Raw genomic sequence first — 26639 nt, 5'->3', positions numbered from 1 at the left:
AAGCCCTCCACTAAGGGCTCAGCGGCGGCCGAAGATGATCATCGACACCCCGGCCAGGATCGCCAGGCAGGCCAGGCCGGCGGACAGGTCAAGGCGCTCGCCGAGGATCAGGTAGCCCAGTAGCAGGGCTACCACCGGGTTGACGAAGGCGAAGGTCGACACCAGGCTCGGTTTCACCTCGCGCAGCAGCCAGAAGTAGGCCGGGTACACGCCCAGGCTCACCGGCAGCACCAGGTAGGCCAGCCACAGCCAGCCGGCACTGCTCAGTTCACCTAATCGCAGCATCTGCCAGTCGCCGTGCCAGAGGCCGAAGCCGGCCAGCACCAGCGCGCCGACCAGCATCTGCAGACCCAGGCCGGTGGCGGGCGAACGCAGCGGCGGGCGTTGGCGCAGCCACCAGGCACCGACGGCCCAGAGCAGGGTGGCCAGCAGTACCAGGGCGCCGGAGAACCATTGCAGCAGGCCGGCGTCTTCGCCCAGGCCGCCGCCCATCAACAGCACGATGCCGCCGCTGGCGATGGCCAGGCCCAGCAGCACCCACAGCGGCGGGCGTTCGTCGAGCAGCCACTCCAGGGCCACGCTCCAGAGCGGCAAGGTGGTGTAGAGCATCGCCAGCATGCCGGTGGGCAGATGCTGGTTGGCGTAGATCAGCGCGCCCTGGCCGACGGCGATCAGCAGCAGGCCGCCGATCAGCGCGGCGCCCCAGTCGCTGCGCTGTACTTTCAGCCCGCCTTGCAGCGCGACCCAGAGCAGTGCGAGCACGCCAGCCAGGCTGAAGCGCAGGGTGCCGATGATGAAGGGCGGCAGCTCGCGCAGCAGGAAGTGGTTGGCCAGGTAGGTGGTGCCCCAGCCGATATAGATGATGAAAAAGGCGCCGACGAGCAGCAGCGAGCGGTAGCGTGAAGCGGACATGAATGGACCTGCGGTTGGCGAACTCAGTGAGCTGCGCCACCGGTGGCGCCAGCGGGTAGGGCGCGGGTCAGCAACACGGCGAGCATGCTGATGGCCAGGGCCAGGCCGACGAAGTGGAAGGCGTCATTGTAGGCCATGATCGTGGCCTGCTGATGGGCGATCTCGCTGAGCTTGCCCAGCGCCGCCTGCGAACTGCCGAGCTGCTCGGTGAGCAGGGCCAGGCGTTCGTCCACCTGCGGGTTACCCGGTACCAGGGCCTCGCGCAGGTAGTCGAAGTAGGTCTTGGCACGGCTGTCGAGCAGGGTGGCGAGCAGGGCGATGCCGATAGCGCCGCCGAGGTTGCGCAGGATGTTGAACAGGCTGGAGGCGGACCCGGCATCCTGCGGCTGGATATAGGCGGTGGCGATCAGCGAGATGGTCACCATGATCATCGGCTGGCCGAGGGCGCGAATCAGCTGAATATGGTTGAACTGCTCGCCGGCGAAATCCGGATTGAGCACCCCGGAAAAGAAGCTGGAGGCGCCAAACAAGGCGAAGCCGCCGGCACATAGCCACTTCGGCGAAATCACCTTCATCAGTCTGGGGACCAGCGGGATGATGAACAGCTGCGGCAGGCCCATCCACATGATCACCTCGCCGATCTGCAGAGCGTTGTAGCCCTGGATCTGCGCCAGGTACAGCGGCAGCAGGTAGATCGAGCCGTACAGCCCCAGGCCCATGCCCAAACTGGAGATGCTGGTCAGGCCGAAGTTGCGCTCGCGCAGGATGCGCAGGTTGATCAGCGGGTTGTCCCGCGACAGCTGCAGGATGACGAAAAGGATCAGGCTGACCACCGCCACGCTGCCCAGGCCGACGATCAGCTGCGACTCCAGCCAGTCTTTGCGATGGCCCTCTTCGAGGAACACCTGCAGGCAGCCCAGACCCAGGCCCAGGGTGACGATGCCGGCATAGTCGGTGCTTTTCAGCAGCTGCCAGTCCGGCGCCTTTTTCTCCAGGCCGTACATCAGGCCGGCGATCATCAACAGGCCCGGCGGCACGTTGATATAGAAGATGTATTCCCAGCCCCAGTTCTCCGTCAGCCAGCCGCCCAGGGTCGGGCCGATGGAGGGCGCGAAGGTGGCGGTGATGGCGAACAGCGCCATGCCCTTGGCCCGATGGTGTTCGGGCAGCTTGATCAGGGTCATGGTGAAGGCCAGCGGGATCAGCGCACCGCCGGTGAAGCCCTGCAGGGCGCGGAATACGATCATGCTCTCCAGGCTCCAGGCCATGGAGCAGAGCAGCGACGAGATCAGGAAACCAACGGACACCCACACCGCCAGGCGCCGCGCCGAGAGCAACTGCACCAGCCAGGCGGTGAGCGGGATCATTATGATCTCGGCCACCAGGTAGGAGGTGGAGATCCACGAGCCTTCCTCCAGGGTGGCCGACAGCGCGCCCTGGATATCCTTCAGCGAGGAATTGGTGATCTGGATATCCAGCACCGCCATGAAGGCACCGAGCATGGCGCTCATCACCGCGATCCAGTCGCGCCGGGTCGGTTCGCCGACCGGGCGAAGCAGGCTGTCAGCCGCCATGCTGGGCGTCGCTGGCGATATCGACCTTAACTTCCACGGACATGCCGGGGCGGATCTTGCCGGCCAGCGGGTTGTCGGCGGCGAAGGTCAGCTTGACCGGGATGCGTTGCACCACCTTGGTGAAGTTGCCGGTGGCATTGTCCGGCGGCAGCAGGCTGAACTGCGCGCCGGAGGCGGCGAACAGGCTATCGATGCGGCCTTCGATGGGGGTGTCCGGGTAGGCATCGAATACCAGTTCGGCGTGCTGGCCGACCTGCATCTTGCCGATCTGGGTTTCCTTGAAGTTGGCCTGTACCCAGATGGCGTCGCTCGGCACGATCGACATCAGGTAAGCGCCGGCCTGCACCACCTGGCCGGTCCGGGCCGAGCGCTGGCCGATGGTGCCGCTGATCGGCGCGTGAATCTCGGTGCGGGTCAGGTTCAGTTCGGCCTGGGCGATCTCGGCCTTGGCGTTGGCGATCTGCGCCTGCAGGCGCTTGATGTCGGCGTTCAGCGCATCCACCTGCTGGCGCTGGGCGCTGAGGTCGGCCTCGGCCTTGGACAGCTGCGAGCGGGCCACGCGGCTGTCAGCCGAGAGGGTGGTGACGCGCTCCTCGGAGACATAGCCCGGCTTGCGCAGGGTCTGGGCGCGGGACAGGTCGATCTGGGTGCGGTTGAGGTTGGCTTCGCCGGCGGCCACGTCGGCCTGGCTGGCGGCGATCAGGCTGCTCTGCTGGCCCAGGCGACTCTGCGCCTGCGTCAGTTCCGCCTCGCGGGTGGCCAGGGCGGCGCGGGCGCGCTCCAGGGCCAGCTGGAAGTCGGCGGCCTCAAGGGTCAGCAGCAACTGGCCCTTTTCCACGTGCTGGTTGTCGGCCACCAGCACTTGCTCGATGCGGGCGCCCAGCTGGCTGGAGACGCGAGTGATTTCGCCCTGCACATAGGCATTGTCGGTGCTCTCGTGAAAGCGGCCGACCAGCAGCCAGCGGCCAAAGAGGGCCAGGGTGACAATGGCGAACAGGGCGACGAAGACGGACAGGCGGCGTTGCAATTGGGCAGGCATGAGCGGGCTCGAACGGCGGGGCGTAAGTGTAAGCAAATCTAACAGTGTTGCCGCCAAGGCTGTAGCCGGTAGAATTCGCAAACTTTGTTGCTTTTGAGGAACAATCGTGGGGCTCGATGACGCCTTGATCTTCACCCGCGTGGTGGAATGCCACAGCTTCACCCAGGCCGCGCAGAGCCTGGGCATGCAGAAGTCCACGGTGAGCCGACGCATCGCGCTGCTGGAAGAGCGCCTCGGCGTGCGCCTGCTCAACCGCACCACGCGCAAGTTGCGCCTGACCGAAGTGGGTCAGGCCTACTACGAGCGCTGCCGGCAGATCATGCTCGACTTCGCCGAGGCCGAGCAGGCGGTGATGCAGTTGCAGCAGGAGCCTTCCGGCCTGCTGCGCATCACGGCGCCCATCGAGTTCGGCCAGCTGTTCCTCAGCGGCGTGCTCGGGCGCTTCATGCGTCAGTACCCGCAGATCAGCGCCGAGGTGGAGCTGACCTCGCGCGACGTCGATCCTCTGGAGGAGGGCGTCGACATCGCCATCCAGATCGGCCAGCCGCGCGATTCCACGCTGATCGCGCGCAAGCTGCTGGAGAGCCCGCGGCGCCTGTGCGCCAGCCCCGAATACCTGGCCCTGCACGGCGCGCCGCGGACCATCCACGAGCTGGCTGGGCATCGCGCCATCCTCCTGCCGCAGGATTCGCCGCGCTACTGGCCGCTGGTCGGCGAGCAGGTGCAGTGTCAGCGAGTGCTGTCGTGCAACAACATCACCTTCGCGCGCGAGGCGGTGCTGGCCGGCGCCGGCATATCCGGGTTGCCGGTGATGATCTCCGAGGAAGCGCTGCGCAGCGGTCGCCTGGTGGAACTGCTGCCCGATGCGAAGCTGCCGATCGGCGAGCTGTATGCCGTCTATCCCTCGCGGCGCTTCCAGGCGATGAAGGTCAAGACCTTCCTCGACTTCCTCATGGCCAGCCTGCCGCGGGCCGGCCTGCTGGAGCCGGTGGCGGCCGGCCTGCTAACATCGCGCCCCTGATCCATCTTCCCCGTTCCCGAGACTTGTCATGACCAAAGTCCGCACCCGCATTGCGCCGTCGCCCACCGGCGACCCGCACGTCGGCACTGCCTATATCGCCCTGTTCAACCTGTGCTTCGCACGCCAGCATGGCGGCGAGTTCATCCTGCGCATCGAGGACACCGATCAGGTGCGCTCGACCCGCGAGTCCGAACAGCAGATCTTCGACGCCCTGCGCTGGCTGGGTATCGAGTGGAACGAGGGCCCGGATGTCGGCGGCCCGCACGGCCCGTATCGGCAGAGCGAGCGCGGCCACATCTATAAGAAGTACTCGGACGAACTGGTCAGCAAGGGCCACGCCTTCCCGTGCTTCTGCTCCGCCGAGCGCCTGGACCAGGTGCGCGCCGAGCAGATGGCGAAGAAGGAAACCCCGCGCTACGACGGTCACTGCATGCACCTCGCTCCGAGCGAGGCGCAGCAGCGCATTGCCGCCGGCGAGTCCCATGTGGTGCGCATGAAAGTGCCGAGCGAGGGTATCTGCGTGGTGCCGGACATGCTGCGCGGCGACGTGGAGATCCCCTGGGATCGCATGGACATGCAGGTGCTGATGAAGGCCGACGGCCTGCCTACCTACTTCCTGGCCAACGTTGTCGACGATCACCTGATGGAAATCTCTCACGTCCTGCGCGGCGAGGAGTGGCTGCCATCGGCACCGAAGCTGATCAAGCTGTACGAGTACTTCGGCTGGGAGCAACCGAAGCTCTGCTACATGCCGCTGCTGCGGAATCCGGACAAGTCCAAGCTGTCCAAGCGCAAGAACCCCACCTGCATCACCTTCTACGAGCGCATGGGCTTTATGCCCGAGGCCCTGCTCAACTACCTGGGGCGCATGGGCTGGTCGATGCCGGACGAGCGCGAGAAGTTCTCCCTGGCCGAGATGATCGAGCACTTCGACCTGTCGCGTATTTCCCTCGGCGGGCCGATCTTCGATATCGAGAAGCTGTCCTGGCTCAATGGCCAGTGGCTGCGCGAGCTGCCGGTGGAGCAGTTCGCCAAGCGCGTGCAGGACTGGGCGTTCAACTCCCAGTACCTGATGCAGATCGCTCCGCACGTGCAGCAGCGCGTCGAGACCTTCAGCGACATCGCGCCGCTCTCCAGCTTCTTCTTCAGCGGTGGCGTGCAGCTCGACCCTGCGTTGCTGGCGCACAAGAAGCTCAGCCCCGATCAGGTGCGCCAGGCCCTGCAGCTGCTGCTGTGGGAGCTGGAGGCCTTGCGCCAGTGGGACAAGGAGAAGATCACCGCCTGCATCCAGTTCGTCTGCGAGGGCCTCGGCCTCAAGCTGCGCGACCTGATGCCGCTGATCTTCCCGGCCATCACCGGCAAGGCCAGCTCGGTCTCGGTGCTGGATGCCATGGAGATTCTCGGTGCCGATCTGTCGCGCTTCCGTTTGCGCCAGGCCATTGAGCTGCTCGGTGGTGTCAGCAATGGCGAGACCAAGGAGTGGAAGAAGCTGCTGGAAGGTTTCCGCGGTTGAGCGAAGGGGCTGCCGGTCATCGCCTCGAGCGAGGTGGTGGCTGGCCGGCTTCTCGGGTAAGTGATTGTTCTGCCTTCTGAATTTTTTCGGCTTCGACGAAAAAGTGTGTTGACAGGCAATGGCCTCGCCCCTAATATGCGCCCCGTCCAAGCGACGGGGCTATAGCTCAGCTGGGAGAGCGCTTGCATGGCATGCAAGAGGTCGACGGTTCGATCCCGTCTAGCTCCACCAAATTGCCACCGAACGAATTCCAGCCGTTCGAGTGAATGAAGGTTTCGTCCCCTTCGTCTAGTGGCCTAGGACACCGCCCTTTCACGGCGGTAACAGGGGTTCGAGTCCCCTAGGGGACGCCACTTTTCGCAGTGCCTGCACTGCACGTCGAGAGACGCAAAATCCGGGGCTATAGCTCAGCTGGGAGAGCGCTTGCATGGCATGCAAGAGGTCGACGGTTCGATCCCGTCTAGCTCCACCAAATCACTGACAGGGCCAGCCTAGTGCTGGCCTTGTTCTTCGAAGGTTCTGTCCCCTTCGTCTAGTGGCCTAGGACACCGCCCTTTCACGGCGGTAACAGGGGTTCGAGTCCCCTAGGGGACGCCACTTTCTTTCCGCGTTTTGCGGACTTCAAGGGTCATTCTTCGGAATGGCCCTTTTGTTTTTTCAGCCTCCTGAAAAGTCACCGACGAGCGGTCTGATTGCCTGCTTGCGGTTTCTTATTACATATATAATATTAAATACATAATCTTATGGAGGCTGCCATGAGCGACAAGAAGAGCAGAACCCGCGAGCGTATTCTCGATGTTGCCACTAGTGCGCTGATTCAGCGTGGCCCGGTCGAGCCCAGTGTCGGTGAGGTGATGGGGGCTGCCGGGCTGACCGTCGGCGGCTTCTATGCCCACTTCGAGAGCAAGGACGCGCTGATGCTGGAGGCGTTCACCCAACTGCTGGCGCGTCGCCGGCAGATGCTTAAGCAGCTCGACGACAGCCTGTCCGCCCATGACCGTCGCGTGCTGGCTGCAGCCTTCTATCTGTCGCGCAAGCACCGCGACGCCGAAGTCGACGCCTGCCCGCTGCCCAGCTCGCTGGCTGAGCTCAGTCGCCTGCCGGAGCCGTTTCGTAGCGTGCTGGTCGAGCACACCGAGCTGATGGTTGCCGAGCTGGCTGGCAGTCCCGAGGACGCCGACAAGGCCCTGGCTGACCTGGCGTTGATGGTCGGTGGCCTGGCGCTGGCCCGCGCCCTGGGTGATGGCGAGCTGTCCGACCGAATTCTGCGCGCCGCCAAGTCGGCAGTGATCTGAAAGCATGCCCGCCTGGCGGGCTTTGGTGTGAGGGAGAAGCGAGATGAGCAGCATGAGCTGGATTCGTGGTTTCAACGCCACTGTTGGTCGCCTGGCGCCTGATCTGGTGGCCAGCAAGATGCACCGGGCCTTCCTCACGCCGCGCGACCTGCCGCCGCGCGATTGGGAGCTGCCGCTGCTGGCCGAGGCCGAGCGCATCACCCTGCGTTTCGGCCTGTCCGCCCTGCGCTGGGGGCAAGGGCCTGCGGTATTGTTGCTGCACGGCTGGGAAGGCCGGCCGACCCAGTTCGCCGACCTGATCCGCGCCCTGGTGCGCGCCGGTTATGGCGTGGTGGCGCTGGATGGGCCGGCCCACGGCCATTCTCCGGGGCATGAGGCCAACGTCGTGCTGTTCGCTCGAGCGTTGCTGGAGGCTTCCAGCGAGCTGCCGCCACTGAAGGCGGTGATCGGCCATTCCCTCGGCGGTGCCGGCGCGTTGCTGGCGACCCAGCTGGGCTTGCGCACCGAGGCGCTGGTAACCATCGCCGCGCCTGCGCGGATCCTCGGTGCGTTGCGCCGCTTCGCTCATTTCGTCGGTCTACCGAAGCAGGCGCGGACGCGCTTCGTGCGCATGGTCGAGGAAAGCGCCGGCATGCCGGCGGCACAGCTCGATGTGGAGCGCTACCGCCTGGATTTCCCCGGCCTGGTGGTGCATGCCAAGGATGATCCGATGGTGCCTTTCGCCGAGGCGCAGAATATTCATGCGGCTTGGGCCGAGAGCCGCCTGCTGACCCTGGAGGAGGGTGGCCACAGTCGCTCGCTGGCCGATCCGCGGTTGATCGAGGCGGTGCTGGAGCTGCTCGGTAATACCGGGCGCAACGCCGCCGCCGAGCACCGGGTGTTCGGCGCAACGGCGCTGGCATCCTGAGCCGGTAAGGAACGCAAAGCGCTAAGGGCCGCTCTAAAACGTTACACTCCCTCCCATGTTCTCGGCGGACCGGAGTTGTGCTCCGGTCCGGCTCGGCGCCGTCACAGCAGCCTATGCCGATCGGTGTCGGAATCTCGATGAGGGGGAAATGACATGAGCCTGACAATGGAAGCGGTGCTGCAGCGGGCGCGCCCGGTACTGCCGGTACTGGTGATCGAGGATTGCGAGCTGGCGGTGGACATGGCCCGTGCACTGCACGCCGGCGGCGTCAGCGTGCTCGAGGTGACGCTGCGCACGCCGCGCGCGCTGGACGCCCTGTCGGCGATCCGCAAGGCGCTGCCGGAGTTGCTGGTCGGCGCTGGCACGGTGATCCACGCCGAGCAGTTCCAGGAGGCCCGCGATGCCGGCGCCCAGTTCACCGTCAGCCCCGGCTGCACCGAACGCCTCGCCGCTGCCGCGGAAGACTCCGGCCTGCCCTATCTGCCGGCGGTGATGACGCCTTCGGAAGTGCTGCTGGCCCTGGAGTATGGCTATCGCTCGCTCAAGCTGTTCCCGGCCAACGGCGCTGCCAGCGTGAAGATGCTGAAGAGCTTCAAGGGGCCGTTCACCGGCATCCGTTTCTGCCCGACCGGCGGCATCACCGCGGACAACCTGTTGACCTTTCTGCGCCTGCCCAACGTGGCCTGTGTCGGTGGCACCTGGATCGCCCCGGATAACCTGATCCGCGCCCGTGCCTGGGACCAGATCACCCAACTGGCCAGCGAGGCTCGCGACCTGGCGGCCAGTCTGGAGGTCAAGCCGTGAGTTGGGATTTGCCACAGCCGTTCGTGATCGATCTGCAAGTCACCGCCGAAGACATCGACGGCCTGGGCCACGCCAACAATGCGGTCTACGTCAGCTGGCTGGAGCGCTGCGCCTGGCGCCACTCGCAACATTTGGGCCTGGACCTGGCCGAGTACCGGCGTATGGACCGGGCCATGGCCGTGCTGCGTCACGAGATCGACTACCTGGCCAGCGCCTACGAGGGCGAAGAGCTGCAGATGGCCACCTGGATCGTCGAGTCCGACCACAAGCTGAAGATGACCCGGCGCTTCCAGCTGTGGCGCCCGGCCGATGCCTGCAGCCTGCTGCGTGCGCAGACCACCTTCGTCTGCATCGAGCTGTCCAGCGGCAAGCCCAAGCGCATGCCGCCCGAGTTCGTCGAGGGTTACGGTCAGGCGCTGCTGGAGCCCTATCCGCTGCAGCTCTAGTGGAGCAGCGGGGCGAGGAATACCTGGCCCGGCTCGACCATGATCGCGAATTGCCGGGTCTCGCCCGAGCCGAGCAGCACCGACTGCTCCTGTTCTGGCCCACGTCCGCCGCAGTAGCCGGCCGAGGAAATGGCCACGGCTACGCTGAGTTCGCCGCTGGGCAGGTCGAGGCTGGTGCGCTCGCCCGGCCCCAGTTTCGCTACCACTTGTTGATTGACGTACAGCTCCACGTCGCAGGCGTTCGGCGCGTTGTTGTCGCGGCTGAAGATCAGCCGGCCCGGGCCGCCGGGTGCGGGGTCCGGCGGCATGACCTGTACCCCGCGCGGGAGGGGTTCGGCGGCCTGGGCGAGGGCGCCGAGCAGGCACAGGGCGAGTAGTGAATGGCGCAGCATGGTGTTCTCCCTTTGGTCTCCTGCAGTGTGGACCATCTTGCGCTGAGCAAGTGGCGCCTTAAACTGTGCGCCCCGTTTTCCCGGACTGACCCATGCAAATCGCCCTGGCTCCCATGGAGGGGCTGGTCGACGAGATCCTGCGCGATGTGCTGACCCGTGTTGGCGGCATCGACTGGTGCGTCACCGAGTTCATTCGCGTCTGCGACCGCCTGCTGCCCGAGGCCGCCTACCGCAAGCTGGCCCCCGAGCTGGCAGACGGCGCGCTCACGCGGGCCGGCACGCCGATGCGCGTGCAACTGCTTGGCTCCGATCCCATCTGCCTGGCCGACAACGCGGCCTTCGCCTGCACCCTGGGCGCACCGGTGATCGACCTCAACTTCGGCTGCCCGGCCAAGACGGTGAACAAGTCGCGCGGCGGCGCCGTGCTGCTCAAGGAGCCAGAGCTGCTGCACGCCATCCTGTGCGAGGTGCGCCGCGCGGTTCCGGCAGAGATTCCGGTGACCGCCAAGATGCGCCTGGGCTTCGACAGCCCGGATGGCGCCCTGGACTGCGCCCGGGCCCTGGCCGAAGGCGGCGCCGACCAACTGGTGGTGCACGCGCGGACCAAGGTCGACGGCTACAAGCCGCCTGCCCACTGGGAATGGGTGGCGCGGGTGCAGGAGGTGGTCGATGTGCCGGTGTATGCCAATGGCGAGATCTGGACGGTCGATGACTGGCGGCGTTGTCGCGAGGTCAGCGGCGCCGAGGACATCATGCTCGGTCGCGGCCTGGTTTCGCGCCCCGACCTGGCCCGGCAGATCGCCGCTGCCCGTGCCGGGCAAGAGGTCGTGCCGATGAGCTGGGGCGAGCTGCAACCGCTGCTCCAGGATTTCTGGCGGCAGGCCCGGCGCAAGCTGGCGCCGCGCTATGCGCCGGGGCGCCTCAAGCAGTGGCTGGCCATGCTTACCCGCAGCTACCCGGAGGCGGTGGCGCTGTTCGCCGAGGTGCGCCGCGAGAACGACTGCCAGCGCATCGACCAGTTGCTCGGCGCGCCCGAGGCGGCGCTGGCGGAAAGTGCCTAGCGGCCGCCGCTGACGTTGATGAAGGTGCCGGTGCAGTAGGACGACTGTGCCGACGCTAGCCAGAGAATCGCCTCCGCCGCTTCTTCGGGCCTGCCGCCGCGCTGCAGCGGTACGCTGCCCTTGAGCCTCTCGATACGCCCCGGTTCGCCGCCGGCGGCGTGGATATCGGTCTCGATAGGCCCGGGCGTACGGCATTGACGCGAATGCCTTCGCCGGCCACCTCGCGGGCCAGGCCGATGGTCAGGTTGTCCACCGCGCCCTTGGCTGCCGCGTAGTTGATGTATTCATTGGGTGAGCCGAGGCGGGCGGCCATGGACGAGACGTTGACGATGGCTCCGCCGTTGCCGCCATGCTGGCTGGACATGCGTTTGATCGCCTCGCGGCAACACAGGAAGCTGCCGATCACATTGGTGGCCAGTACGCGCTGCCAGCGCGCCACGTCCATCCGCTCCAGGCGCATTTGCGCTTCCAGTACGCCGGCGTTGTTGATCAGCGCGTCCAGGCGGCCATAGTGCTCATCCAGCTCGGCGAACAGGCGCAGCACGTCCGCCTCCTCGGCGATATCGGCCTGTACCGTATGCGCCACGCCGCCGTGGGCGGTGATCTCGCGAGCCAGCGCCGTGGCTTCGTTCAGCCGGCTGCGCTAGTTGAGCAGCAGGTGGTAGCCGCGCTGCGCCGCCAGGCGGGCGGTGGCGGCGCCGATGCCGCGACTGGCACCGCTGATCAGCATGATTTTGTGCATGACAAATTCCCCCTTGAAATCGAAAACCGGGCTCCCATCTATGGGTTGCGGGATGCCGAAGTCGGGTCCTGCGATGAAACGACACTTGCTGATTATTCAGGAGACGCAACATGAGCAACGTACTTTCCCTGGCCCCTCTGTTCCGCCAGTCCATCGGTTTCGACCGTTTCAACGATCTGTTCGAGTCGGCGCTGCGCAGCAGCGAGAACGGCAGTTCCTACCCGCCCTACAACGTCGAGAAGCATGGCGACGACCAGTACCGCATCGTAGTCGCGGCCGCCGGCTTCCGCGAAGAAGACCTCGAGCTGCAGGTCGAGCGCGGTGTGCTGACCGTCACCGGCGGCAAGCGCGAACGCGCCGCCGAAAACGTCAGCTTCCTGCACCAGGGCATCGCCCAGCGCGGCTTCAAGCTGTCGTTCCGCCTGGCCGACCATATCGAGGTCAAGGCGGCGGGCCTGGCCCACGGCCTGCTGAACATCGATCTGGTGCGCATCGTGCCGGAAGAAGCCAAGGCCAAGCGCATCCCAATTGGCGGCGAGAAGCCGGCGCTGGAAGGCTGATAGGTCGGTAGAGGAGGAGAGAAGGGCACCTGCGGGTGCCCTTCTTCATTTCAATCTGCTCACGATCTCGCGAGCTAGAGAAAAACAAGGCCTGGGCGGCCCCGCAAAAGCAGCTGAGGAAGCGCAGTTTACGAGTGGTAAATGAGCATTCCGACCGGGCTGGCGACCCAGGCTGCTTTTAACGCAGCTTTTTCCGACGCGCAGCAGATCGTGGGCAGGTTCTTAGGCGCGGCGGCTGGCCAATAGCAGATCGTGGAACTCCAGCAGCGGCACCGGCTTGCTGAACAGGTAGCCCTGGTACTGGTGGCAGCCCTGCTGCAGGAGGAACTCCAGCTGCTCGGGTTGTTCCACGCCTTCGGCGATTACCGCCAGGTTGAGGCTGCGGGCCATGGCGACGATGGCGCGGATGATCTCGGCGTCGTTGGGGTCGCTGGTGGCGTCGCGCACGAACGACTGGTCGATCTTCAGCACGTCCACCGGTAGGCGCTTGAGGTAGGTCAGCGAGCTGTAGCCGGTACCGAAATCGTCCATGGCGAAGCTGATGCCGAGCTTCTTCAGGCGGTGCATCTTGGCGATGGTGTCGTCCAGGTTGTGGATGACGATGCCCTCGGTAATCTCCAGCTTGAGCATGCGGGCTGGCAGCTGGCTCTGCTCCAGGCAGCGCTCCACGCGCTCGACGAAGTCGTTCTGGCGGAACTGCCGCGGGCTGATGTTGACGCACAGCTGGAAGGCGTCGCGGCGCACCAGACCGTCGCGCATCAGGCGCGCGCCGGCATGGCAGGCCTCGCTGAGCACCCAGGCGCCAACTTCGAGGATCAGCCCGCTTTCTTCCAGTACCTGGATGAACTGCGCCGGCGACTGCGGGCCGAGCGTCGGGTGGCTCCAGCGCAGCAGGGCCTCACTGCCGATCACGCTGCCGTCGCGAGCATCCACCTGGGGTTGGAAGTACAGTTCGAACTCGCCGCGGGCCAGGGCCAGGCGCAGGTCGCTCTCGAGGCGCAGGCGCTCGCTGGCGGCGTCCTGCATGGCCTTGCGGAACAGCTGGATGGTGTTGCGGCCGGAGTCCTTGGCCCGGTACAGGGCGATATCGGCGCGCTTGAGCAGGTCGGTGGGGTTGTCGCCGTGGTCCGGCACCAGGGCGATGCCGATGCTCGGTGTCACCTGCAGGCGATGGCCGTCCAGCAGCATCGGCTCGGCCAGCAGGCCGCGCAGCTTCTCCGCGACCTGGCGAACCTGGCGGGTGACCTCGGAGCGGGTGCCATCCAGGCCGGAGATCAGTACCACGAACTCGTCGCCGCCCAGGCGCGCCACCGTGTCTTCCAGGCGCACGCTGGCCTCCAGGCGCGCGGTGACCATCTTCAGCACGGCGTCGCCGACCGGGTGGCCGAGCGAATCGTTGATGTGCTTGAAGTGGTCCAGGTCGAGGAACAGCAGGGCGCCGTGCAGGTTGTGGCGCTTGAGCAGGGCGATCTGCTGGGTTAGGCGATCCATCAGCAGCGCGCGGTTGGGCAGGTTGGTCAGCGGGTCGTGGTAGGCCAGGTGGCGCACCTGGGCCTGGGCCTCTTTCAGCTCGCTGATGTCACGGGCGTTGAGCAGCAGGCAGGGGGTGTTGTTCAGCTCGATCGGCTCGACCGAGACCTCGACCAGGCGAATGCTGCCGTCGCGGTGCTGGCCGTGCATCTCCAGGTGGTAGGCGCGCCCTTCGTTGATGATCAGCTCGACCATGCGCTCGCGCTCCTCCGGGTAGGCCCAGACGTTCAGCTCATGCGCGCTGCGGCCGATGACCTCCTCCGGGCGATAGCCGGTGAGACGGCAGAAGCCTTCGTTGACCTCGATATAGCGGCCGCTGTCACGCTCGGTGATGGTGATGGCATCGGGGCTGGAGTGGAACGCCTTGGCGAACTTCTCCTGGCTGGCCTTGAGCGCCGCCTCGGCGGCCTGGCGCTCGGTGATGTCGCGGAAGGTGGTGGTGATGCATAGCTGGCGGTCGACGCGGATAAAGCGGCTGGAGATCACGCAGGCCAGCTCGCGGCCGTCCTTGGTGCGGTAGTGCGCCTCTTCGTTGCTCAGGCCCTGATCGCGGGTGAGCTTGGCGAACAGTTGGTCACGCTGGCTCTCTTCGACCCAGAAGCCCAGCTCCGGCGCGCTGCGCCCGACGATTTCCTTGGGCTGCCAGCCGAAGGTCTGGCTGAAGCTGGGGTTGACCTCGATGAACACGCCGTCGCGGATGCGGGTGACGCAGATCGGGTCGGGGCTGGCTTGGAACAGGGTGACGAACTTCTCCTCGGAGGCGGCCAGGCGCTGCTCGCGCTGTACCCGTTCGGTGATGTCCATGAGGATGCCGGCCATGCGCAGGGGCGCGCCCTGTTCGTCGCGGTAGAGCTTGGCGGTGCTCTCCAGGTAGCGCATGTCGCCGCTGTCCAGGCGGGTGCGGTACGTCACCTGGTAGTCGCGCTTTATGCCGCCCACGGCGTCGCGGTAGGCCTTGCGCATGACCTTGCGGTCCTCTTCCGGCACGTGCTGGAAGAAGCCGCTGAACTCGCCGTGGTAGGGCTCGGCGGGTAGGCCGTGCAGGCTGGCGGCGCGGTCCGAGCCATAGAGCATGTCGCTGGGGATGTGCCAGTCCCAGGTGCCCAGGTTGGCCGATTCCAGGGCCAGGGTCAGGCGTTCCTGGCTGTCGCGCAGGGCCTGTTCCTGTTCCCGCTGCTGGGTGATTTCACGGATGACGCCGAATACCCGCTTGCGCCCATTGGCGTCCAGCTGCGGACGGCCGCTGATCTCCAGCCAGTGCAGGCTGCCGTCGGGCCAGCGGATGCGGTGACGCAGAGCGTCCGGAATCGGCTTGCCGTCCAGCACCTGCTTGAACAGGCGCTGGACCATGGCACGGTCTTCCTCGGGGATCAGCTCGATGTAGTCGACCCGCTGCTCCAGCGGCTGCTTGGGGTCCAGGCCGAACAGGGCCTGGGCGCCGCGCGACCAGCTGACCTTGCCGCTTTCGATGTCCCAGTACCAGGCGCCTAAATGCGCGCCGGTGAGGGCGGCGAGCAGGCGCGGGGCGTCCTGCCAGGTCTTCTCGAACTCGGCGGGGTCCAGGGCAGGGATGAAGGGGAAGGGCGGCAGCTTCGGTTTGGACATTGCGTTTCTCGTCCGGCGCTCGGCACGACATGGCCGCCTGGTGGAAAGGGGCGTTGTAGAGGCATGCAAGCGTGTTTTCTTATCGTTATGCCGTCACGTTAGCCGTTGATCCGGCCTCAAGGCAAGCGACGCTGTTCGTCGAGCAGCACCATGAAGGCTTTGGCCGCGTTGGACAGGGTTCGTTCCTTGTGCAGGATGTAGCCGAGGCGGCGCTGCAGCTGGATGCCCGGCAGCGGCAGGCGCACCACCTGGTCGTCGAGCATGGTGCGCGGCAGCACGCTCCAGGCCAGGCCGATGGAGACCATCATCTTGATCGTCTCCAGGTAGTTGGTGCTCATGCCGATGTTCGGCGTCAGACCCTGGGCGGCGAACAGGTTGTTGACGATGTGGTGGGTGAAGGTGTTGCCGCCGGGGAACACGGCCGGGTGCAGCGCCACGTCGGCCAGGGTCACCGCGCCGTTGCGCGCCAGCGGGTGTTCGGGGGCGGCGACGAAATCCAGCGGGTCGTCCCACACCGGCACCGCGTGCACCGGCTCGCGGCTCTCCGGCGCCAGGGTGATCACCGCCAGTTCGGCGCGGCCGTGGATAATCTCCTCGTAGGCCACCTCCGAGTCGAGGAACTGGATATCCAGCGCCACCTGCGGATAGCTGCGGGTAAAGGCGCGCAGCAGCGGCGGCAGGCGATGCAGGCCGATGTGGTGGCTGGTGGCCAGGGTCAGACGGCCGGTGACTTCGCCGTTGAGGTTGGTCAGCGCGCGGCGCGTGTCGTCCAGCACGCCGAGGATCTGGTAGGCGCGTGGCAACAGGGCACGGCCGGCTTCGGTCAGGTTCACCTCGCGGCCCAGGCGGTCGAACAGGCGCACGTCGAGCTGCTGTTCCAGGCCGGCGATGCGCTTGCTTACGGCCGGTTGGGTCAGGTGCAGGCGTTCGGCAGCCTCGGAAAAGCTGCCGGTCTCGGCGATGGCGATAAAGGCGTTGAGGTTGGCCAGGTCCATGAATGCTCCGGCAGAGAAGGATTTCGCCGGTTTATAACCCATCACATTCCACTCAGGAATGATTCGAATAAAAAATATGAATTGGAGTTATTCGAGCCGAATCCCTAGGATCGCCACATCAGCAGAAGGGTTATAAGCCCTCGCACCGCACATGACCTGATCGAGGACATAGCAGATGGCCGGCAAGACGCTCTACGACAAGCTCTGGGAAATGCACGAGGTGAAGCGCCGCGACGATGGTTCGTCGCTGATCTACATCGACCGCCACATCCTCCACGAAGTGACGTCCCCCCAGGCTTTCGAAGGCCTGCGCCTGGCCGGGCGCCAGCCGTGGCGCATCGACGCCAACATCGCCACCCCGGACCACAACGTACCGACCACCCGCGCCGAGCGTCAGGGCGGTCTCGAGTCGATCGCCGACGAAGTGTCGCGCATTCAGGTACAGACCCTGGACGAGAACTGCGACGACTTCGGCATCCTCGAATTCAAGATGAACGACGTGCGCCAGGGCATCGTCCACGTGGTCGGCCCGGAGCAGGGCGCCACCCTGCCGGGCATGACCGTGGTCTGCGGCGACTCGCACACCTCCACCCACGGCGCCTTCGGCGCCCTGGCCCACGGCATCGGCACCTCCGAGGTCGAGCATGTGCTCGCCACCCAGTGCCTGGTGGCCAAGAAGATGAAGAACATGCAGGTACGCGTCGAGGGCAAGTTGCCGCTGGGCGTCACCGCCAAGGACATCGTCCTCGCCGTGATCGGCAAGATCGGCACCGCCGGCGGCAACGGCCATGCCCTGGAGTTCGCCGGCAGCGCCATTCGCGACCTGTCGCTGGAAGGCCGCATGACCATCTGCAACATGTCCATCGAGGCCGGCGCCCGCGTGGGCATGGTGGCGGTGGACGAGAAGACCATCGACTACGTGCGCAACCGTCCGTTCGCGCCCAAGGGCAGCGACTGGGATGCCGCCGTGGCGCAGTGGGCCGACCTGGTGTCGGACGCCGATGCGCACTTCGACACCATCGTCGAGCTGCGTGCCGAGGACATCAAGCCGCAGGTCAGCTGGGGCACTTCGCCGGAGATGGTCCTGGCCGTCGACCAGAACGTGCCGGACCCGGCCGTCGAGGCCGACCCGGTCAAGCGCGACTCGATCGTGCGCGCCCTCAAGTACATGGGCCTGACCGCCAACCAGGCGATCACCGATATCCAGCTGGACCGCGTGTTTATCGGTTCCTGCACCAACTCGCGTATCGAAGATCTGCGTGCCGCCGCCGAAGTGGCCAAGGGCCGCAAGGTCGCCGCCACCGTCAAGCAGGCGCTGGTGGTGCCGGGCTCGGGCCTGGTCAAGGCGCAGGCCGAACAGGAAGGCCTGGACAAGATCTTCATCGAGGCCGGTTTCGAATGGCGTGAGCCGGGCTGCTCCATGTGCCTGGCGATGAACCCGGACAAGCTGGGCAACGGCGAGCATTGCGCATCGACGTCCAACCGCAACTTCGAAGGCCGCCAGGGCGCCGGTGGACGTACCCACCTGGTCAGCCCGGCCATGGCCGCGGCGGCGGCGGTGACCGGTCGTTTCGTCGACGTGCGTGAACTGATGCAGGCCTGAGGAGTAGATAGATGAAAGCCTTTACCCAACACACCGGCCTGGTCTGCCCGCTCGATCGCGCCAATGTCGACACCGATCAGATCATTCCCAAGCAGTTCCTCAAGTCGATCAAGCGCAGCGGTTTCGGCCCCAACCTGTTCGACGAGTGGCGCTACCTCGATGTGGGTCAGCCCAACCAGGACAACTCCAAGCGTCCGGTGAATCAGGACTTCGTGCTGAACTTCCCGCGCTACCAGGGCGCCAGCGTGCTGCTGGCCCGCGAGAATTTCGGCTGCGGCTCCTCCCGCGAGCACGCGCCCTGGGCGCTGGAAGAGTACGGCTTCCGTACCATCATCGCGCCGAGCTACGCCGACATCTTCTTCAACAACAGCTTCAAGAACGGCCTGCTGCCGATCATCCTCACCGACGCCGAAGTCGACGAGCTGTTCCAGCAGGCCGAGGCCACCGAGGGCTATCAGCTGACCGTGGACCTGGCGGCACAGACCGTGACCCGCCCGGACGGCAAGCAGTACTCCTTCGAGGTCGACGCCTTCCGCAAGCATTGCCTGCTCAACGGCCTGGACGACATCGGTCTGACCCTGCAGGACCAGGACGCGATCAAGGCCTTCGAAGGCAAACACCAGCAGAGCAGCCCCTGGCTGTTCGGCGCGATCAAGTGATTTAAGGATTGAGCATGAGCAAGCAGATTCTGATTCTCCCCGGCGACGGCATCGGCCCGGAAATCATGGCCGAAGCGGTCAAGGTACTGAACCTGGCCAACGACAAGTACGCTCTGGGCTTCGAGCTGTCGTTCGACGAACTGGGTGGCGCTGCCGTGGACAAGTACGGCGTGCCGCTGGCCGACGAGACCCTGGATCGCGCCCGCGCGGCTGACGCCGTGCTGCTCGGCGCCGTCGGCGGGCCGAAGTGGGACAAGATCGACCCGGCCATCCGCCCGGAGCGCGGCCTGCTGAAGATTCGCTCGCAGCTTGGCCTGTTCGGCAACCTGCGTCCGGCCATCCTCTATCCGCAACTGGCCGAGGCCTCCAGCCTCAAGCCTGAAGTGGTGTCCGGCCTGGATATCCTCATCGTTCGCGAACTGACCGGCGGCATCTACTTCGGCCAACCGCGCGAGAGCAAGGTGCTGGAGAGCGGCGAGCGCATGGCCTACGACACCCTGCCGTACAGCGAGAGCGAGATCCGCCGCATCGCCCGCGTCGGCTTCGACATGGCCCGCGTGCGCAACAAGAAGCTGTGCTCGGTGGACAAGGCCAACGTGCTGGCCTCCAGCCAACTGTGGCGCGCCGTGGTCGAGGAAGTGGCCAAGGATTACCCGGACGTCGAGCTGTCGCACATGTACGTCGACAACGCCGCCATGCAGCTGGTGCGCGCGCCCAAGCAGTTCGACGTGATGGTCACCGACAACATGTTCGGCGACATCCTGTCGGATGAGGCTTCCATGCTTACCGGTTCCATCGGCATGCTGCCGTCCGCCTCGCTGGACGCCAACAACAAGGGCATGTACGAGCCGTGCCACGGCTCGGCGCCGGATATCGCCGGCCAAGGCATCGCCAACCCGCTGGCGACCATCCTCTCGGTGTCGATGATGCTGCGTTACACCTTCAACCAAGCCGCGGCCGCCGATGCCATCGAGCTGGCGGTGAGCAAGGTGCTGGATCAGGGCCTGCGTACTGGCGACATCTGGTCGCAAGGCAAGACCCGAGTCGGTACCGCTGCCATGGGTGATGCAGTGGTCGAGGCCCTGCGCAGTCTGTAATTTTTCCAGCCCTGTCGGGCATCTACCGACGGGCTGCCTATATAGGTGTGAGTGTTATGAAACGTGTAGGTCTGATCGGTTGGCGCGGTATGGTCGGTTCCGTGCTCATGCAGCGCATGCTGGAAGAGCGTGACTTCGACCTGATCGAGCCGGTGTTCTTCACCACCTCCAATGTCGGCGGCCAAGGCCCGGCGATTGGCAAGGATGTCGCCCCGCTGAAGGATGCCTACAGCATCGACGAGCTGAAGACCCTCGACGTGATCCTGACCTGCCAGGGTGGCGACTACACCAGCGAAGTCTTCCCCAAGCTGCGCGAAGCTGGTTGGAACGGCTACTGGATCGACGCGGCCTCCAGCCTGCGCATGGCCGATGACTCGGTGATCGTGCTGGACCCGGTCAACCGCAAAGTGATCGACCAGTCGCTGGACGCCGGCACCAAGAACTACATCGGCGGCAACTGCACCGTCAGCTTGATGCTGATGGCCTTGGGTGGCCTGTACGAAGCCGGTCTGGTCGAGTGGATGAGCGCCATGACCTACCAGGCCGCCTCCGGCGCCGGCGCGCAGAACATGCGCGAGCTGATCAAGCAGATGGGTGCGATCAATGCTTCCGTCGCCGATGAGCTGGCCGATCCGGCCAGCGCCATCCTCGACATCGACCGCAAGGTCGCCGAGGCCATGCGTGGCGAGTCGTTCCCGGTGGACAACTTCGGCGTGCCGCTGGCTGGCAGCCTGATCCCCTACATCGACAAGGAACTGCCCAACGGCCAGAGCCGCGAAGAGTGGAAGGGCCAGGCGGAAACCAACAAGATCCTCGGGCGCTTCAAGAGTCCGATCCCGGTGGATGGCCTGTGCGTGCGCATCGGCGCCATGCGCTGCCACAGCCAAGCGCTGACCATCAAGCTGAACAAGGACGTGCCGATGGCCGACATCGAGGGCCTGATCAGCCAGCACAACCCCTGGGTCAAACTGGTGCCGAACACCCGCGAGGCGAGCATTCGCGACCTGGGCCCGACCGCCGTTACCGGCACACTGAGCGTACCGGTCGGTCGTCTGCGCAAGCTCAACATGGGCTCGCAGTATCTCGGCGCCTTCACCGTCGGCGACCAGCTGCTGTGGGGCGCGGCCGAACCGCTGCGACGCATGCTGCGGATCCTGCTGGAGCGTTGATTCGTTAGGCAGTCAGCAAAAAAGGCCGGTGATTAACGGCCTTTTTTTGTTTCTGTGGTCAGCCTTTCGGGCGGAGGGTAGAGTGCCGCCCACTCGCGTCTCTGTCTCAAGGTGTTCCGATGTCCAAGTCTCTCGCTATCGCCGTGATCGGCGCCACCGGCACCGTGGGTGAAACCCTGGTGCAGCTGCTGGAGGAGCGCGAGTTCCCGGTCGCGGGCCTGCACCTGCTGGCCGGAAATGATTCCGTCGGCCAGGCCATGGCCTTCCGCGGCAAGAACCTGCGGGTGCGCGAGGTTGCCGACTTCGATTTCGCTCAGGTACAGCTGGCCTTCTTCGCGGCGGGCGAGGATGTCAGTCGCCAGTATGGCGCCAAGGCACACGCCGCCGGCTGCTCGGTAATCGACCTGAGTGGCGGCCTGTCGCAGGCGCTGCCCGTGGTGCCGGAAGCCAATGCCGAAGTGTTGGCCGGGGCGGGAGCTCCCTATCTGCTGGCCAGTCCGGCTCCGGCGGCCACCGCCCTGGCCGCTGTACTGGCGCCGCTGCGTGCCCAGCTCTGTCTGCGCAAGATCGTGGTGAATGCGGTGTTGTCCGTTTCCACTATTGGCCGTTCCGGCGTTAGCGAGCTGGCCCGGCAGACGACCGAATTGCTCAACATGCGTCCGTTGGAGCCGCAGGTATTTGGTCGCCAGGTGGCCTTCAATCTGCTGGCGCAGCTCGGCGAAGTGGAAGAGGGCGGTCATGCGCGTCTGGAGCGCCGGATTGCCGACGAGTTGAAACAGGTGCTGGCGATCGATGGGCTGAAAGTAGCCGTTACCTGCTGCGTGGCGCCGGTGTTCTTCGGCGACAGTCTGGCCGTTTGCCTGGAGGCCGCAGGGCCGGTGGATGTGGCCGCAGTCGCTGCGCTGCTGGAGCAGCAGGCCGGGATCGAGCTGGTGGAGCAGGGCGATTATCCAACCGTGGTCGGCGATGCGGTGGGGCAGGATGAACTCTATGTAGGGCGCCTGCGCGCTGGCCTGGATGATCCAGCTGAGCTTAATTTGTGGATTGCGTCAGATAATGTGCGAAAAGGCTCCGCGCTCAATGCTGTGCAAATTGGTGAGTTGTTGATAAAACACTATCTGTAAAAGATACTTAGCCCCAAATTTGAAGAATTATTCTAGCTTGGCAATACTGTTTTGGTAGTTCGCTGACGGGGAGCCGCTTTCGGGTGGGTGCAGGCAGCGCACTTCAAATCCTCTCGTTCAACGAGAAAAAAAGATAAAACAAGGGATTACGCTATGGTTCGGGTTCGCAAACTGGTGCTGGCAATTGCGGCTGCTTCCGCGCTGACCTCGGGTACGGCACATGCACTGGGGCTGGGGGAAATCGACCTGCAGTCCTCGCTGAGCCAACCGCTGGTGGCGGAGATCGAGTTGCTCGAAGTGCGCGATCTGGCGCAGACCGAAGTAATCCCGACGCTCGCCTCGCCTGAAGAGTTCAACAAGGCGGGTGTTGATCGTCAGTACTTCCTGACCGATCTCAAGTTCACTCCGATCATCAAGCCCAACGGCAAGAGCGTGATTCGCATCACCTCGACCAAGCCGGTGCGCGAGCCCTACGTCAACTTCCTGGTCGAAGTGCTGTGGCCGAACGGCCGCCTGCTGCGCGAGTACACCCTGCTGCTGGATCCACCGATGTACTCGCCGAGTCCGGTAGTCACTGCCGCGCCGCGTCTGCCGGTAGCCGCCGCTCCGACTCCGCGTCCGCAGACCGTTGCGCCGACCCCGCGCACGGTAACGCCGAGCGCCGCCGCTCCGTCCCGTCCGGCTGCGCCGGTTGCGCCGGTTGCGAAGCCTGCCGCCACCCCGGCCACCGCCAAGATCGACGCCGACCAATACCAGACCACTTCCAGCGATACCCTGTGGGAGATCGCCCAGCGCAGCCGCCAGAGCGGTTCTGTGCACCAGGCCATGCTGGCCATCCAGGATCTCAATCCGGGTGCCTTCGTCGACGGCAACATCAACCGCCTGAAGAGCGGCCAGGTGCTGCGCCTACCGACCGACGCCCAGGTCAAGAGCCGCAGCCAGAGCGAGGCCATCGCTCAGGTTGGCGAGCAGAACACTGCCTGGCGCGAAGGCCGCAGCGTCGCCGCCAGTAGCGCCCGCCAACTGGATGCCACCAAGCGCGACAGCGCCGGTGCCGCTCCGGCCAAGGCCGATGCCAAGGACAGCCTGAAGCTGGTGGCCGCCGACAGTGGCAAGTCCACTGCCGGTAGCGACAAGGGCAAGGGCGACAGCAAGGCGCTCAATGATCAACTGGCCGTGACCAAGGAAAGCCTGGACTCCAGCCGTCGTGAGAGCGCCGAGCTGAAGAGCCGCATGGCCGACCTGCAGAGCCAGCTTGACAAGGCCCAGCGCCTGCTCGAGCTGAAAGACAGCCAGTTGGCCAAGCTGCAGGCCGATCTGGCTCAGCAGAACAAGGCTGCCGCGACTCCCGCCCAGCCAGCCGCTCCGGCAGTTCCGGCCGCGCCGGTCACCGCGACCAAGCCCGCGGAACAACCGGTAGAGAAGCCGGTTGCACCGCCTGTGCCGACCGCCGAGACCAAGCCGGCAGCCGTGCCTCCGGTCGAGAAGCCAGCGACTACCGACTTCAATTACGAAGAAACTACCCCGAAGACCGAGCCGGCTAAGCCGGTAGTTGAGGCGCCTGCCACTCAGCCGGCCAAACCTGCTGCCGCTCCCAAGCCGGTTCAGCCGGCCAAGCCCGCCCAGGCCGTCAAGCCTGCTGCTCCGGTAGTCAAGGAGCCCGAGCCGCAAGGTATGGTCGACCAGCTGCTGGCCAACCCGATGCTGCTCGGCGCCGTCGGCGGTGGTGCGCTGCTGGTGCTGCTGGTCGGTCTGATGGTGCTGTCGCGCCGCAATGCAATGAAGGAGGCCGAGCTGCAGAACAGCCTGGCCGCCGATGACGACAACGACGCGTTCGCCAGTGACATGGATCTGCCGGATGACAGCTTCGCCGGTCTCGGTGATGCCTCTGGCGAAACCGTGGTGCGCGAGCAGGCCGAAGAGCGTGTCGCGCCGCAAACCGCCGATGCCTTGGGCGAGGCCGATATCTATATCGCCTACGGCAAGTTCACCCAGGCCGCCGAGCTGTTGCACAACGCGATCAACGACGAGCCGCACCGTAGCGATCTGCGCCTGAAGTTGATGGAAGTCTATGCCGAGCTGGGTGACCGCGATGGCTTCGCCCGCCAGGAGCAGGAGCTGCGCGAAATCGGCGGTTCTGCCGGTGCCGTCGATCAGTTGAAGGCCAAGTACCCGGCGATGGCCGTGGCCGCCTTGGCTGCCGGTGGCGCGGTCGCCGCGTCCGACGATCTGGATGCGTTCAGCCTAGACGACCTGACCCTGGACGAGCCGGTGGCTCAGCAGCCAGCCGCAGCCTCCGATCTGGATGACTCCTTCGACCTGAGCCTGGATGATCTGGACGTCAATCTCGACGAGCCGTCCAAGCCCGCCGCTCCGGTTGCCGAAACCACCCTGGGCGATCTGGACCTGGATTCCGGTCTGGACTTCGACACTCCGGCTGCGCCGGCGAGCACCGCCAGCGCCGACATGGACTTCGATCTCGACCTGAGTGGCGAAAGCACCAACGATAGCCTGTCCCTGGGTGACGATCTGGCCGATTTCAGCCTGGATCTGGAAACCGACGGCAAGCCGAGCGCGACCGCTGCCGACGACGACTTCATGCTGAGCCTGGATGACGAGCCGATCGCCTCCAGCGCTGCAAGTGGCGAAGTCGATCTGGACATGCCGGCCGATTTCGATCTGTCTCTCGCCGAAGAGACTCCCAGCACTCCGGCCGACGACAGCTTCGCTGCCCAGCTGGATGAAGTCTCCGCCGAGCTGGATCAGCTGAGCAGCGGTCTGGCCGACGAGCTGCCGGCCTCCCTGCCAGAAGCTTCTTCTACTGCAGCAGGTCTGGACGTGGACGACGACTTCGACTTCCTCTCGGGTACCGATGAAACCGCCACCAAGCTCGACCTGGCGCGTGCCTACATCGACATGGGCGACAGCGAAGGCGCCCGTGACATCCTCGACGAAGTGATTGCCGAGGGTAGCGAAGGTCAGCAGCAGGAAGCTCGCGATCTGATCTCCAAACTGAGCTGATCCATGGTTGATGCAACACCAACAGGGGCGGCCGAAATGGCCGCCCCTGGCGTTTTCAGAATCGCTCTTGGCGTCGAGTACAAGGGTACCCGTTACCGCGGCTGGCAGCGCCAGGACAGTGGCGTGCCCACGGTGCAGGCGTCGCTAGAAAAGGCGCTGTCGCAGGTGGCCGCCGAGCCGATCGGCCTGATGTGCGCCGGGCGGACCGATGCCGGTGTGCATGCCAGTGGCCAGGTGGTGCACTTCGACACCCATGCCGAGCGTCCGCTCAAGGCCTGGGTGATGGGCGCCAACGCCAACCTGCCTGCCGATATCAGCGTGACCTGGGCCAAGGTCATGCCGGCGCATTTCCACTCCCGCTTCAAGGCCTGTGCCCGGCGCTACCGCTATGTGATCTACAACGACCATATCCGGCCTGCGCATATGGCCGAGGAAGTCACCTGGAACTACCGCCCGCTGGACGTGGCGCGCATGCGTGAAGCGGCCCGCCACCTGGTCGGCACGCACGATTTCACCTCGTTCCGCGCGGTGCAGTGCCAGGCCAAGTCACCGGTGAAGACGGTGCACCACCTCGAGGTAATCGAGCACGGCCGCTTCATCGTCATCGATGTGCGTGCCAATGCCTTCCTGCACCACATGGTGCGGAATTTCGCCGGGGTCCTGATGACCATTGGCGCCGGAGAGCGGGAGCCCTCCTGGGTGCTTGATGCCCTGGCCTCGCGTGATCGCCGCGCCGGTGGCGTGACGGCGCATCCCTATGGGCTCTATCTGGTGCAGGTGGAGTATCCCGAGGAGTTCGAGTTGCCGCAGCGTTACCTGGGGCCGCATTTCCTCTCCTCGTTGCCGCAAAGCTTCGGCTGAAACTGCCTCGCAGCTTTGCTACCATCGATTTTTCGTTCTCAGAAGGTGCCGGCACGTTGACAGCCGTTCGCGTCAAAATCTGCGGAATCACCCGGGTCGAGGATGCGCTGGCCGCAGCCGCGGCTGGAGCGGATGCCATCGGTCTGGTGTTCTATTCCAAGAGCCCACGCGCCGTCGGCATCGAACAGGCGCAGGTGATCATCGCTGCGCTGCCGCCGTTTGTGACTACGGTCGGCCTGTTCGTCGATATGAATCGCGATGAACTGCAGCGGATCCTCGCCAGCGTGCCGCTGGACCTGCTGCAGTTCCACGGTGACGAGTCTCCAGAGCAGTGCGAAAGCATCCATCGCCCCTATATCAAGGCGCTGCGGGTCAAGGCCGGCGACGACATCGCTGCTCAGGTGAACCGTTACCCTGGAGCCAAAGGCATTCTGCTCGATACTTATGTCGAGGGCGTGCCCGGCGGAACTGGCGAGGCTTTCGACTGGTCACTGGTGCCTGAGGGGTTGAGCAAGCCGCTGATTCTGGCCGGCGGCCTGCATGCGGATAACGTCGCATCGGCGGTGGCTCGGGTGCATCCCTATGCAGTGGATGTCAGCGGCGGGGTCGAGGCGAGCAAGGGCATCAAGGATGCAGAAAAGGTCGAGGCTTTCATTCGCGCGGCGCGTGGCGGTTGATGTGACGACGGGCAGGCGCCTGCCGTCCATAA

22 protein-coding genes, 4 tRNA genes and 1 pseudogene are annotated in these 26639 nt (G+C 65.3%); 20 read left to right on the top strand and 7 right to left on the bottom strand.

From position 1 onward, the window contains the following. Nucleotides 1-18: 18 nt before the first annotated feature. The 3 genes from N7607_RS19185 to N7607_RS19175 are packed head-to-tail and all read right to left on the bottom strand — an operon-like array spanning nucleotide 19 to nucleotide 3525. Nucleotides 19-912, bottom strand: coding sequence for an EamA family transporter (locus N7607_RS19185; protein WP_279865168.1), 894 nt, complete (start codon nucleotides 910-912; stop codon nucleotides 19-21). 23 nt (nucleotides 913-935) lie between these two features. Beyond that, nucleotides 936-2426, bottom strand: coding sequence for an MDR family MFS transporter (locus N7607_RS19180; protein WP_279865208.1), 1491 nt, complete (start codon nucleotides 2424-2426; stop codon nucleotides 936-938). 49 nt (nucleotides 2427-2475) lie between these two features. Then, complete coding sequence (locus N7607_RS19175; RefSeq protein ID WP_279865169.1) at nucleotides 2476-3525, bottom strand: HlyD family secretion protein; 1050 nt, start codon at nucleotides 3523-3525, stop codon at nucleotides 2476-2478. 106 nt (nucleotides 3526-3631) lie between these two features. Here N7607_RS19175 and N7607_RS19170 point away from each other — a divergent pair, with 106 nt between their 5' ends. The 10 genes from N7607_RS19170 to N7607_RS19125 all read left to right on the top strand — a co-directional run bounded on the left by N7607_RS19170 (nucleotide 3632) and on the right by N7607_RS19125 (nucleotide 9511). Next, on the top strand, nucleotides 3632-4546 hold the full coding sequence (locus N7607_RS19170; RefSeq protein WP_279865170.1) for a LysR family transcriptional regulator: 915 nt from the start codon (nucleotides 3632-3634) through the stop codon (nucleotides 4544-4546). A gap of 28 nt (nucleotides 4547-4574) precedes the next feature. Beyond that, nucleotides 4575-6059, top strand: coding sequence for a glutamate--tRNA ligase (gltX, locus tag N7607_RS19165; protein ID WP_279865171.1), 1485 nt, complete (start codon nucleotides 4575-4577; stop codon nucleotides 6057-6059). 155 nt (nucleotides 6060-6214) lie between these two features. Next, nucleotides 6215-6290 (top strand) — tRNA-Ala (locus N7607_RS19160). Nucleotides 6291-6336: 46 nt separating this feature from the next. Next, nucleotides 6337-6412: transfer RNA gene (locus N7607_RS19155), tRNA-Glu, on the top strand. Between the two features lie 43 nt (nucleotides 6413-6455). Then, nucleotides 6456-6531, top strand: a tRNA-Ala gene (locus N7607_RS19150). A gap of 49 nt (nucleotides 6532-6580) precedes the next feature. Continuing rightward, a tRNA-Glu gene (locus N7607_RS19145) sits at nucleotides 6581-6656 on the top strand. Nucleotides 6657-6814: 158 nt separating this feature from the next. After that, on the top strand, nucleotides 6815-7354 hold the full coding sequence (locus tag N7607_RS19140) for a TetR/AcrR family transcriptional regulator (RefSeq protein WP_279865173.1): 540 nt from the start codon (nucleotides 6815-6817) through the stop codon (nucleotides 7352-7354). A gap of 43 nt (nucleotides 7355-7397) precedes the next feature. Next, complete coding sequence (locus N7607_RS19135) at nucleotides 7398-8261, top strand: alpha/beta fold hydrolase (protein ID WP_279865175.1); 864 nt, start codon at nucleotides 7398-7400, stop codon at nucleotides 8259-8261. Between the two features lie 153 nt (nucleotides 8262-8414). After that, nucleotides 8415-9065, top strand: coding sequence for a bifunctional 4-hydroxy-2-oxoglutarate aldolase/2-dehydro-3-deoxy-phosphogluconate aldolase (locus tag N7607_RS19130; protein WP_279865176.1), 651 nt, complete (start codon nucleotides 8415-8417; stop codon nucleotides 9063-9065). Continuing rightward, complete coding sequence (locus tag N7607_RS19125) at nucleotides 9062-9511, top strand: thioesterase family protein (RefSeq protein WP_279865177.1); 450 nt, start codon at nucleotides 9062-9064, stop codon at nucleotides 9509-9511. The genes N7607_RS19130 and N7607_RS19125 overlap by 4 nt, the downstream gene beginning before the upstream one ends. Here the strand turns inward: N7607_RS19125 and N7607_RS19120 are convergent. Then, the gene (locus N7607_RS19120) at nucleotides 9508-9903 is read right to left on the bottom strand and encodes a hypothetical protein (protein WP_279865178.1); all 396 of its coding nucleotides are present in this window, start codon (nucleotides 9901-9903) and stop codon (nucleotides 9508-9510) included. The genes N7607_RS19125 and N7607_RS19120 overlap by 4 nt on opposite strands. A 92-nt stretch (nucleotides 9904-9995) precedes the next feature. Between N7607_RS19120 and N7607_RS19115 the strand changes: the two genes are divergently transcribed. Continuing rightward, the gene (locus N7607_RS19115) at nucleotides 9996-10964 is read left to right on the top strand and encodes a tRNA-dihydrouridine synthase (RefSeq protein WP_279865179.1); all 969 of its coding nucleotides are present in this window, start codon (nucleotides 9996-9998) and stop codon (nucleotides 10962-10964) included. On the opposite strand, the pseudogene N7607_RS19110 reads toward N7607_RS19115, so the two are convergent. Then, nucleotides 10961-11706, bottom strand: a pseudogene (locus tag N7607_RS19110) (SDR family oxidoreductase). The gene N7607_RS19115 and the pseudogene N7607_RS19110 overlap by 4 nt on opposite strands. A 110-nt stretch (nucleotides 11707-11816) precedes the next feature. On the opposite strand from N7607_RS19110, the gene N7607_RS19105 reads away from it, so the two are divergent. Further along, nucleotides 11817-12266 (top strand): Hsp20 family protein, encoded by a 450-nt coding sequence (locus tag N7607_RS19105; protein ID WP_279865180.1) that lies wholly within the window; start codon nucleotides 11817-11819, stop codon nucleotides 12264-12266. A 222-nt stretch (nucleotides 12267-12488) separates the two neighbouring features. Here N7607_RS19105 and N7607_RS19100 read toward each other — a convergent pair whose 3' ends face one another. After that, the gene (locus N7607_RS19100; protein WP_279865181.1) at nucleotides 12489-15401 is read right to left on the bottom strand and encodes an EAL domain-containing protein; all 2913 of its coding nucleotides are present in this window, start codon (nucleotides 15399-15401) and stop codon (nucleotides 12489-12491) included. A 116-nt stretch (nucleotides 15402-15517) separates the two neighbouring features. Then, a complete protein-coding gene (locus tag N7607_RS19095; protein ID WP_279865182.1) occupies nucleotides 15518-16396 on the bottom strand; it encodes a LysR family transcriptional regulator in 879 nt (292 codons plus the stop codon). A 175-nt stretch (nucleotides 16397-16571) separates the two neighbouring features. Here N7607_RS19095 and leuC point away from each other — a divergent pair, with 175 nt between their 5' ends. From leuC to N7607_RS19055, 8 genes are all read left to right on the top strand, one after another. Continuing rightward, a complete protein-coding gene (gene leuC / locus N7607_RS19090) occupies nucleotides 16572-17999 on the top strand; it encodes a 3-isopropylmalate dehydratase large subunit (RefSeq protein WP_279865183.1) in 1428 nt (475 codons plus the stop codon). Nucleotides 18000-18010: 11 nt separating this feature from the next. After that, nucleotides 18011-18658, top strand: coding sequence for a 3-isopropylmalate dehydratase small subunit (gene leuD / locus N7607_RS19085; protein WP_279865184.1), 648 nt, complete (start codon nucleotides 18011-18013; stop codon nucleotides 18656-18658). A gap of 14 nt (nucleotides 18659-18672) precedes the next feature. After that, a complete protein-coding gene (leuB, locus tag N7607_RS19080; protein WP_279865185.1) occupies nucleotides 18673-19755 on the top strand; it encodes a 3-isopropylmalate dehydrogenase in 1083 nt (360 codons plus the stop codon). A 56-nt stretch (nucleotides 19756-19811) separates the two neighbouring features. After that, a complete protein-coding gene (gene asd / locus N7607_RS19075; protein ID WP_279865186.1) occupies nucleotides 19812-20924 on the top strand; it encodes an aspartate-semialdehyde dehydrogenase in 1113 nt (370 codons plus the stop codon). Between the two features lie 119 nt (nucleotides 20925-21043). Then, nucleotides 21044-22048, top strand: a complete 1005-nt coding sequence (locus N7607_RS19070; RefSeq protein ID WP_279865187.1) for an aspartate-semialdehyde dehydrogenase — start codon at nucleotides 21044-21046, stop codon at nucleotides 22046-22048. A 153-nt stretch (nucleotides 22049-22201) separates the two neighbouring features. Next, nucleotides 22202-25069, top strand: coding sequence for a FimV/HubP family polar landmark protein (locus tag N7607_RS19065; protein ID WP_279865188.1), 2868 nt, complete (start codon nucleotides 22202-22204; stop codon nucleotides 25067-25069). 3 nt (nucleotides 25070-25072) lie between these two features. After that, nucleotides 25073-25930, top strand: coding sequence for a tRNA pseudouridine(38-40) synthase TruA (gene truA, locus N7607_RS19060; protein WP_279865189.1), 858 nt, complete (start codon nucleotides 25073-25075; stop codon nucleotides 25928-25930). A 56-nt stretch (nucleotides 25931-25986) separates the two neighbouring features. Beyond that, entirely contained in the window at nucleotides 25987-26607 is a 621-nt protein-coding gene (locus N7607_RS19055) for a phosphoribosylanthranilate isomerase (protein ID WP_279865190.1), read from the top strand. The last annotated feature ends 32 nt before the right edge of the window (nucleotides 26608-26639 follow it).

Origin of the sequence: Pseudomonas sp. GD04019, from assembly GCF_029837695.1 — a bacterium.
Taxonomy (GTDB): Bacteria; Pseudomonadota; Gammaproteobacteria; order Pseudomonadales; family Pseudomonadaceae; genus Aquipseudomonas.
Note: the sequence above shows the minus strand (reverse complement) of the source record. Positions and strands in the feature narration are given on the sequence as shown.

Coding starts and splice junctions, on each gene's coding strand:
- N7607_RS19185 (WP_279865168.1), bottom strand. CDS start 912: ATGTCCGCTTCACGCTACCGCTCGCTGCTGCTCGTCGGCGCCTTTTTC.
- N7607_RS19175 (WP_279865169.1), bottom strand. CDS start 3,525: ATGCCTGCCCAATTGCAACGCCGCCTGTCCGTCTTCGTCGCCCTGTTC.
- gltX (WP_279865171.1), top strand. CDS start 4,575: ATGACCAAAGTCCGCACCCGCATTGCGCCGTCGCCCACCGGCGACCCG.
- N7607_RS19140 (WP_279865173.1), top strand. CDS start 6,815: ATGAGCGACAAGAAGAGCAGAACCCGCGAGCGTATTCTCGATGTTGCC.
- N7607_RS19135 (WP_279865175.1), top strand. CDS start 7,398: ATGAGCAGCATGAGCTGGATTCGTGGTTTCAACGCCACTGTTGGTCGC.
- N7607_RS19130 (WP_279865176.1), top strand. CDS start 8,415: ATGAGCCTGACAATGGAAGCGGTGCTGCAGCGGGCGCGCCCGGTACTG.
- N7607_RS19120 (WP_279865178.1), bottom strand. CDS start 9,903: ATGCTGCGCCATTCACTACTCGCCCTGTGCCTGCTCGGCGCCCTCGCC.
- N7607_RS19115 (WP_279865179.1), top strand. CDS start 9,996: ATGCAAATCGCCCTGGCTCCCATGGAGGGGCTGGTCGACGAGATCCTG.
- N7607_RS19105 (WP_279865180.1), top strand. CDS start 11,817: ATGAGCAACGTACTTTCCCTGGCCCCTCTGTTCCGCCAGTCCATCGGT.
- N7607_RS19100 (WP_279865181.1), bottom strand. CDS start 15,401: ATGTCCAAACCGAAGCTGCCGCCCTTCCCCTTCATCCCTGCCCTGGAC.
- N7607_RS19095 (WP_279865182.1), bottom strand. CDS start 16,396: ATGGACCTGGCCAACCTCAACGCCTTTATCGCCATCGCCGAGACCGGC.
- leuC (WP_279865183.1), top strand. CDS start 16,572: ATGGCCGGCAAGACGCTCTACGACAAGCTCTGGGAAATGCACGAGGTG.
- leuD (WP_279865184.1), top strand. CDS start 18,011: ATGAAAGCCTTTACCCAACACACCGGCCTGGTCTGCCCGCTCGATCGC.
- leuB (WP_279865185.1), top strand. CDS start 18,673: ATGAGCAAGCAGATTCTGATTCTCCCCGGCGACGGCATCGGCCCGGAA.
- asd (WP_279865186.1), top strand. CDS start 19,812: ATGAAACGTGTAGGTCTGATCGGTTGGCGCGGTATGGTCGGTTCCGTG.
- N7607_RS19070 (WP_279865187.1), top strand. CDS start 21,044: ATGTCCAAGTCTCTCGCTATCGCCGTGATCGGCGCCACCGGCACCGTG.
- N7607_RS19065 (WP_279865188.1), top strand. CDS start 22,202: ATGGTTCGGGTTCGCAAACTGGTGCTGGCAATTGCGGCTGCTTCCGCG.
- truA (WP_279865189.1), top strand. CDS start 25,073: ATGGTTGATGCAACACCAACAGGGGCGGCCGAAATGGCCGCCCCTGGC.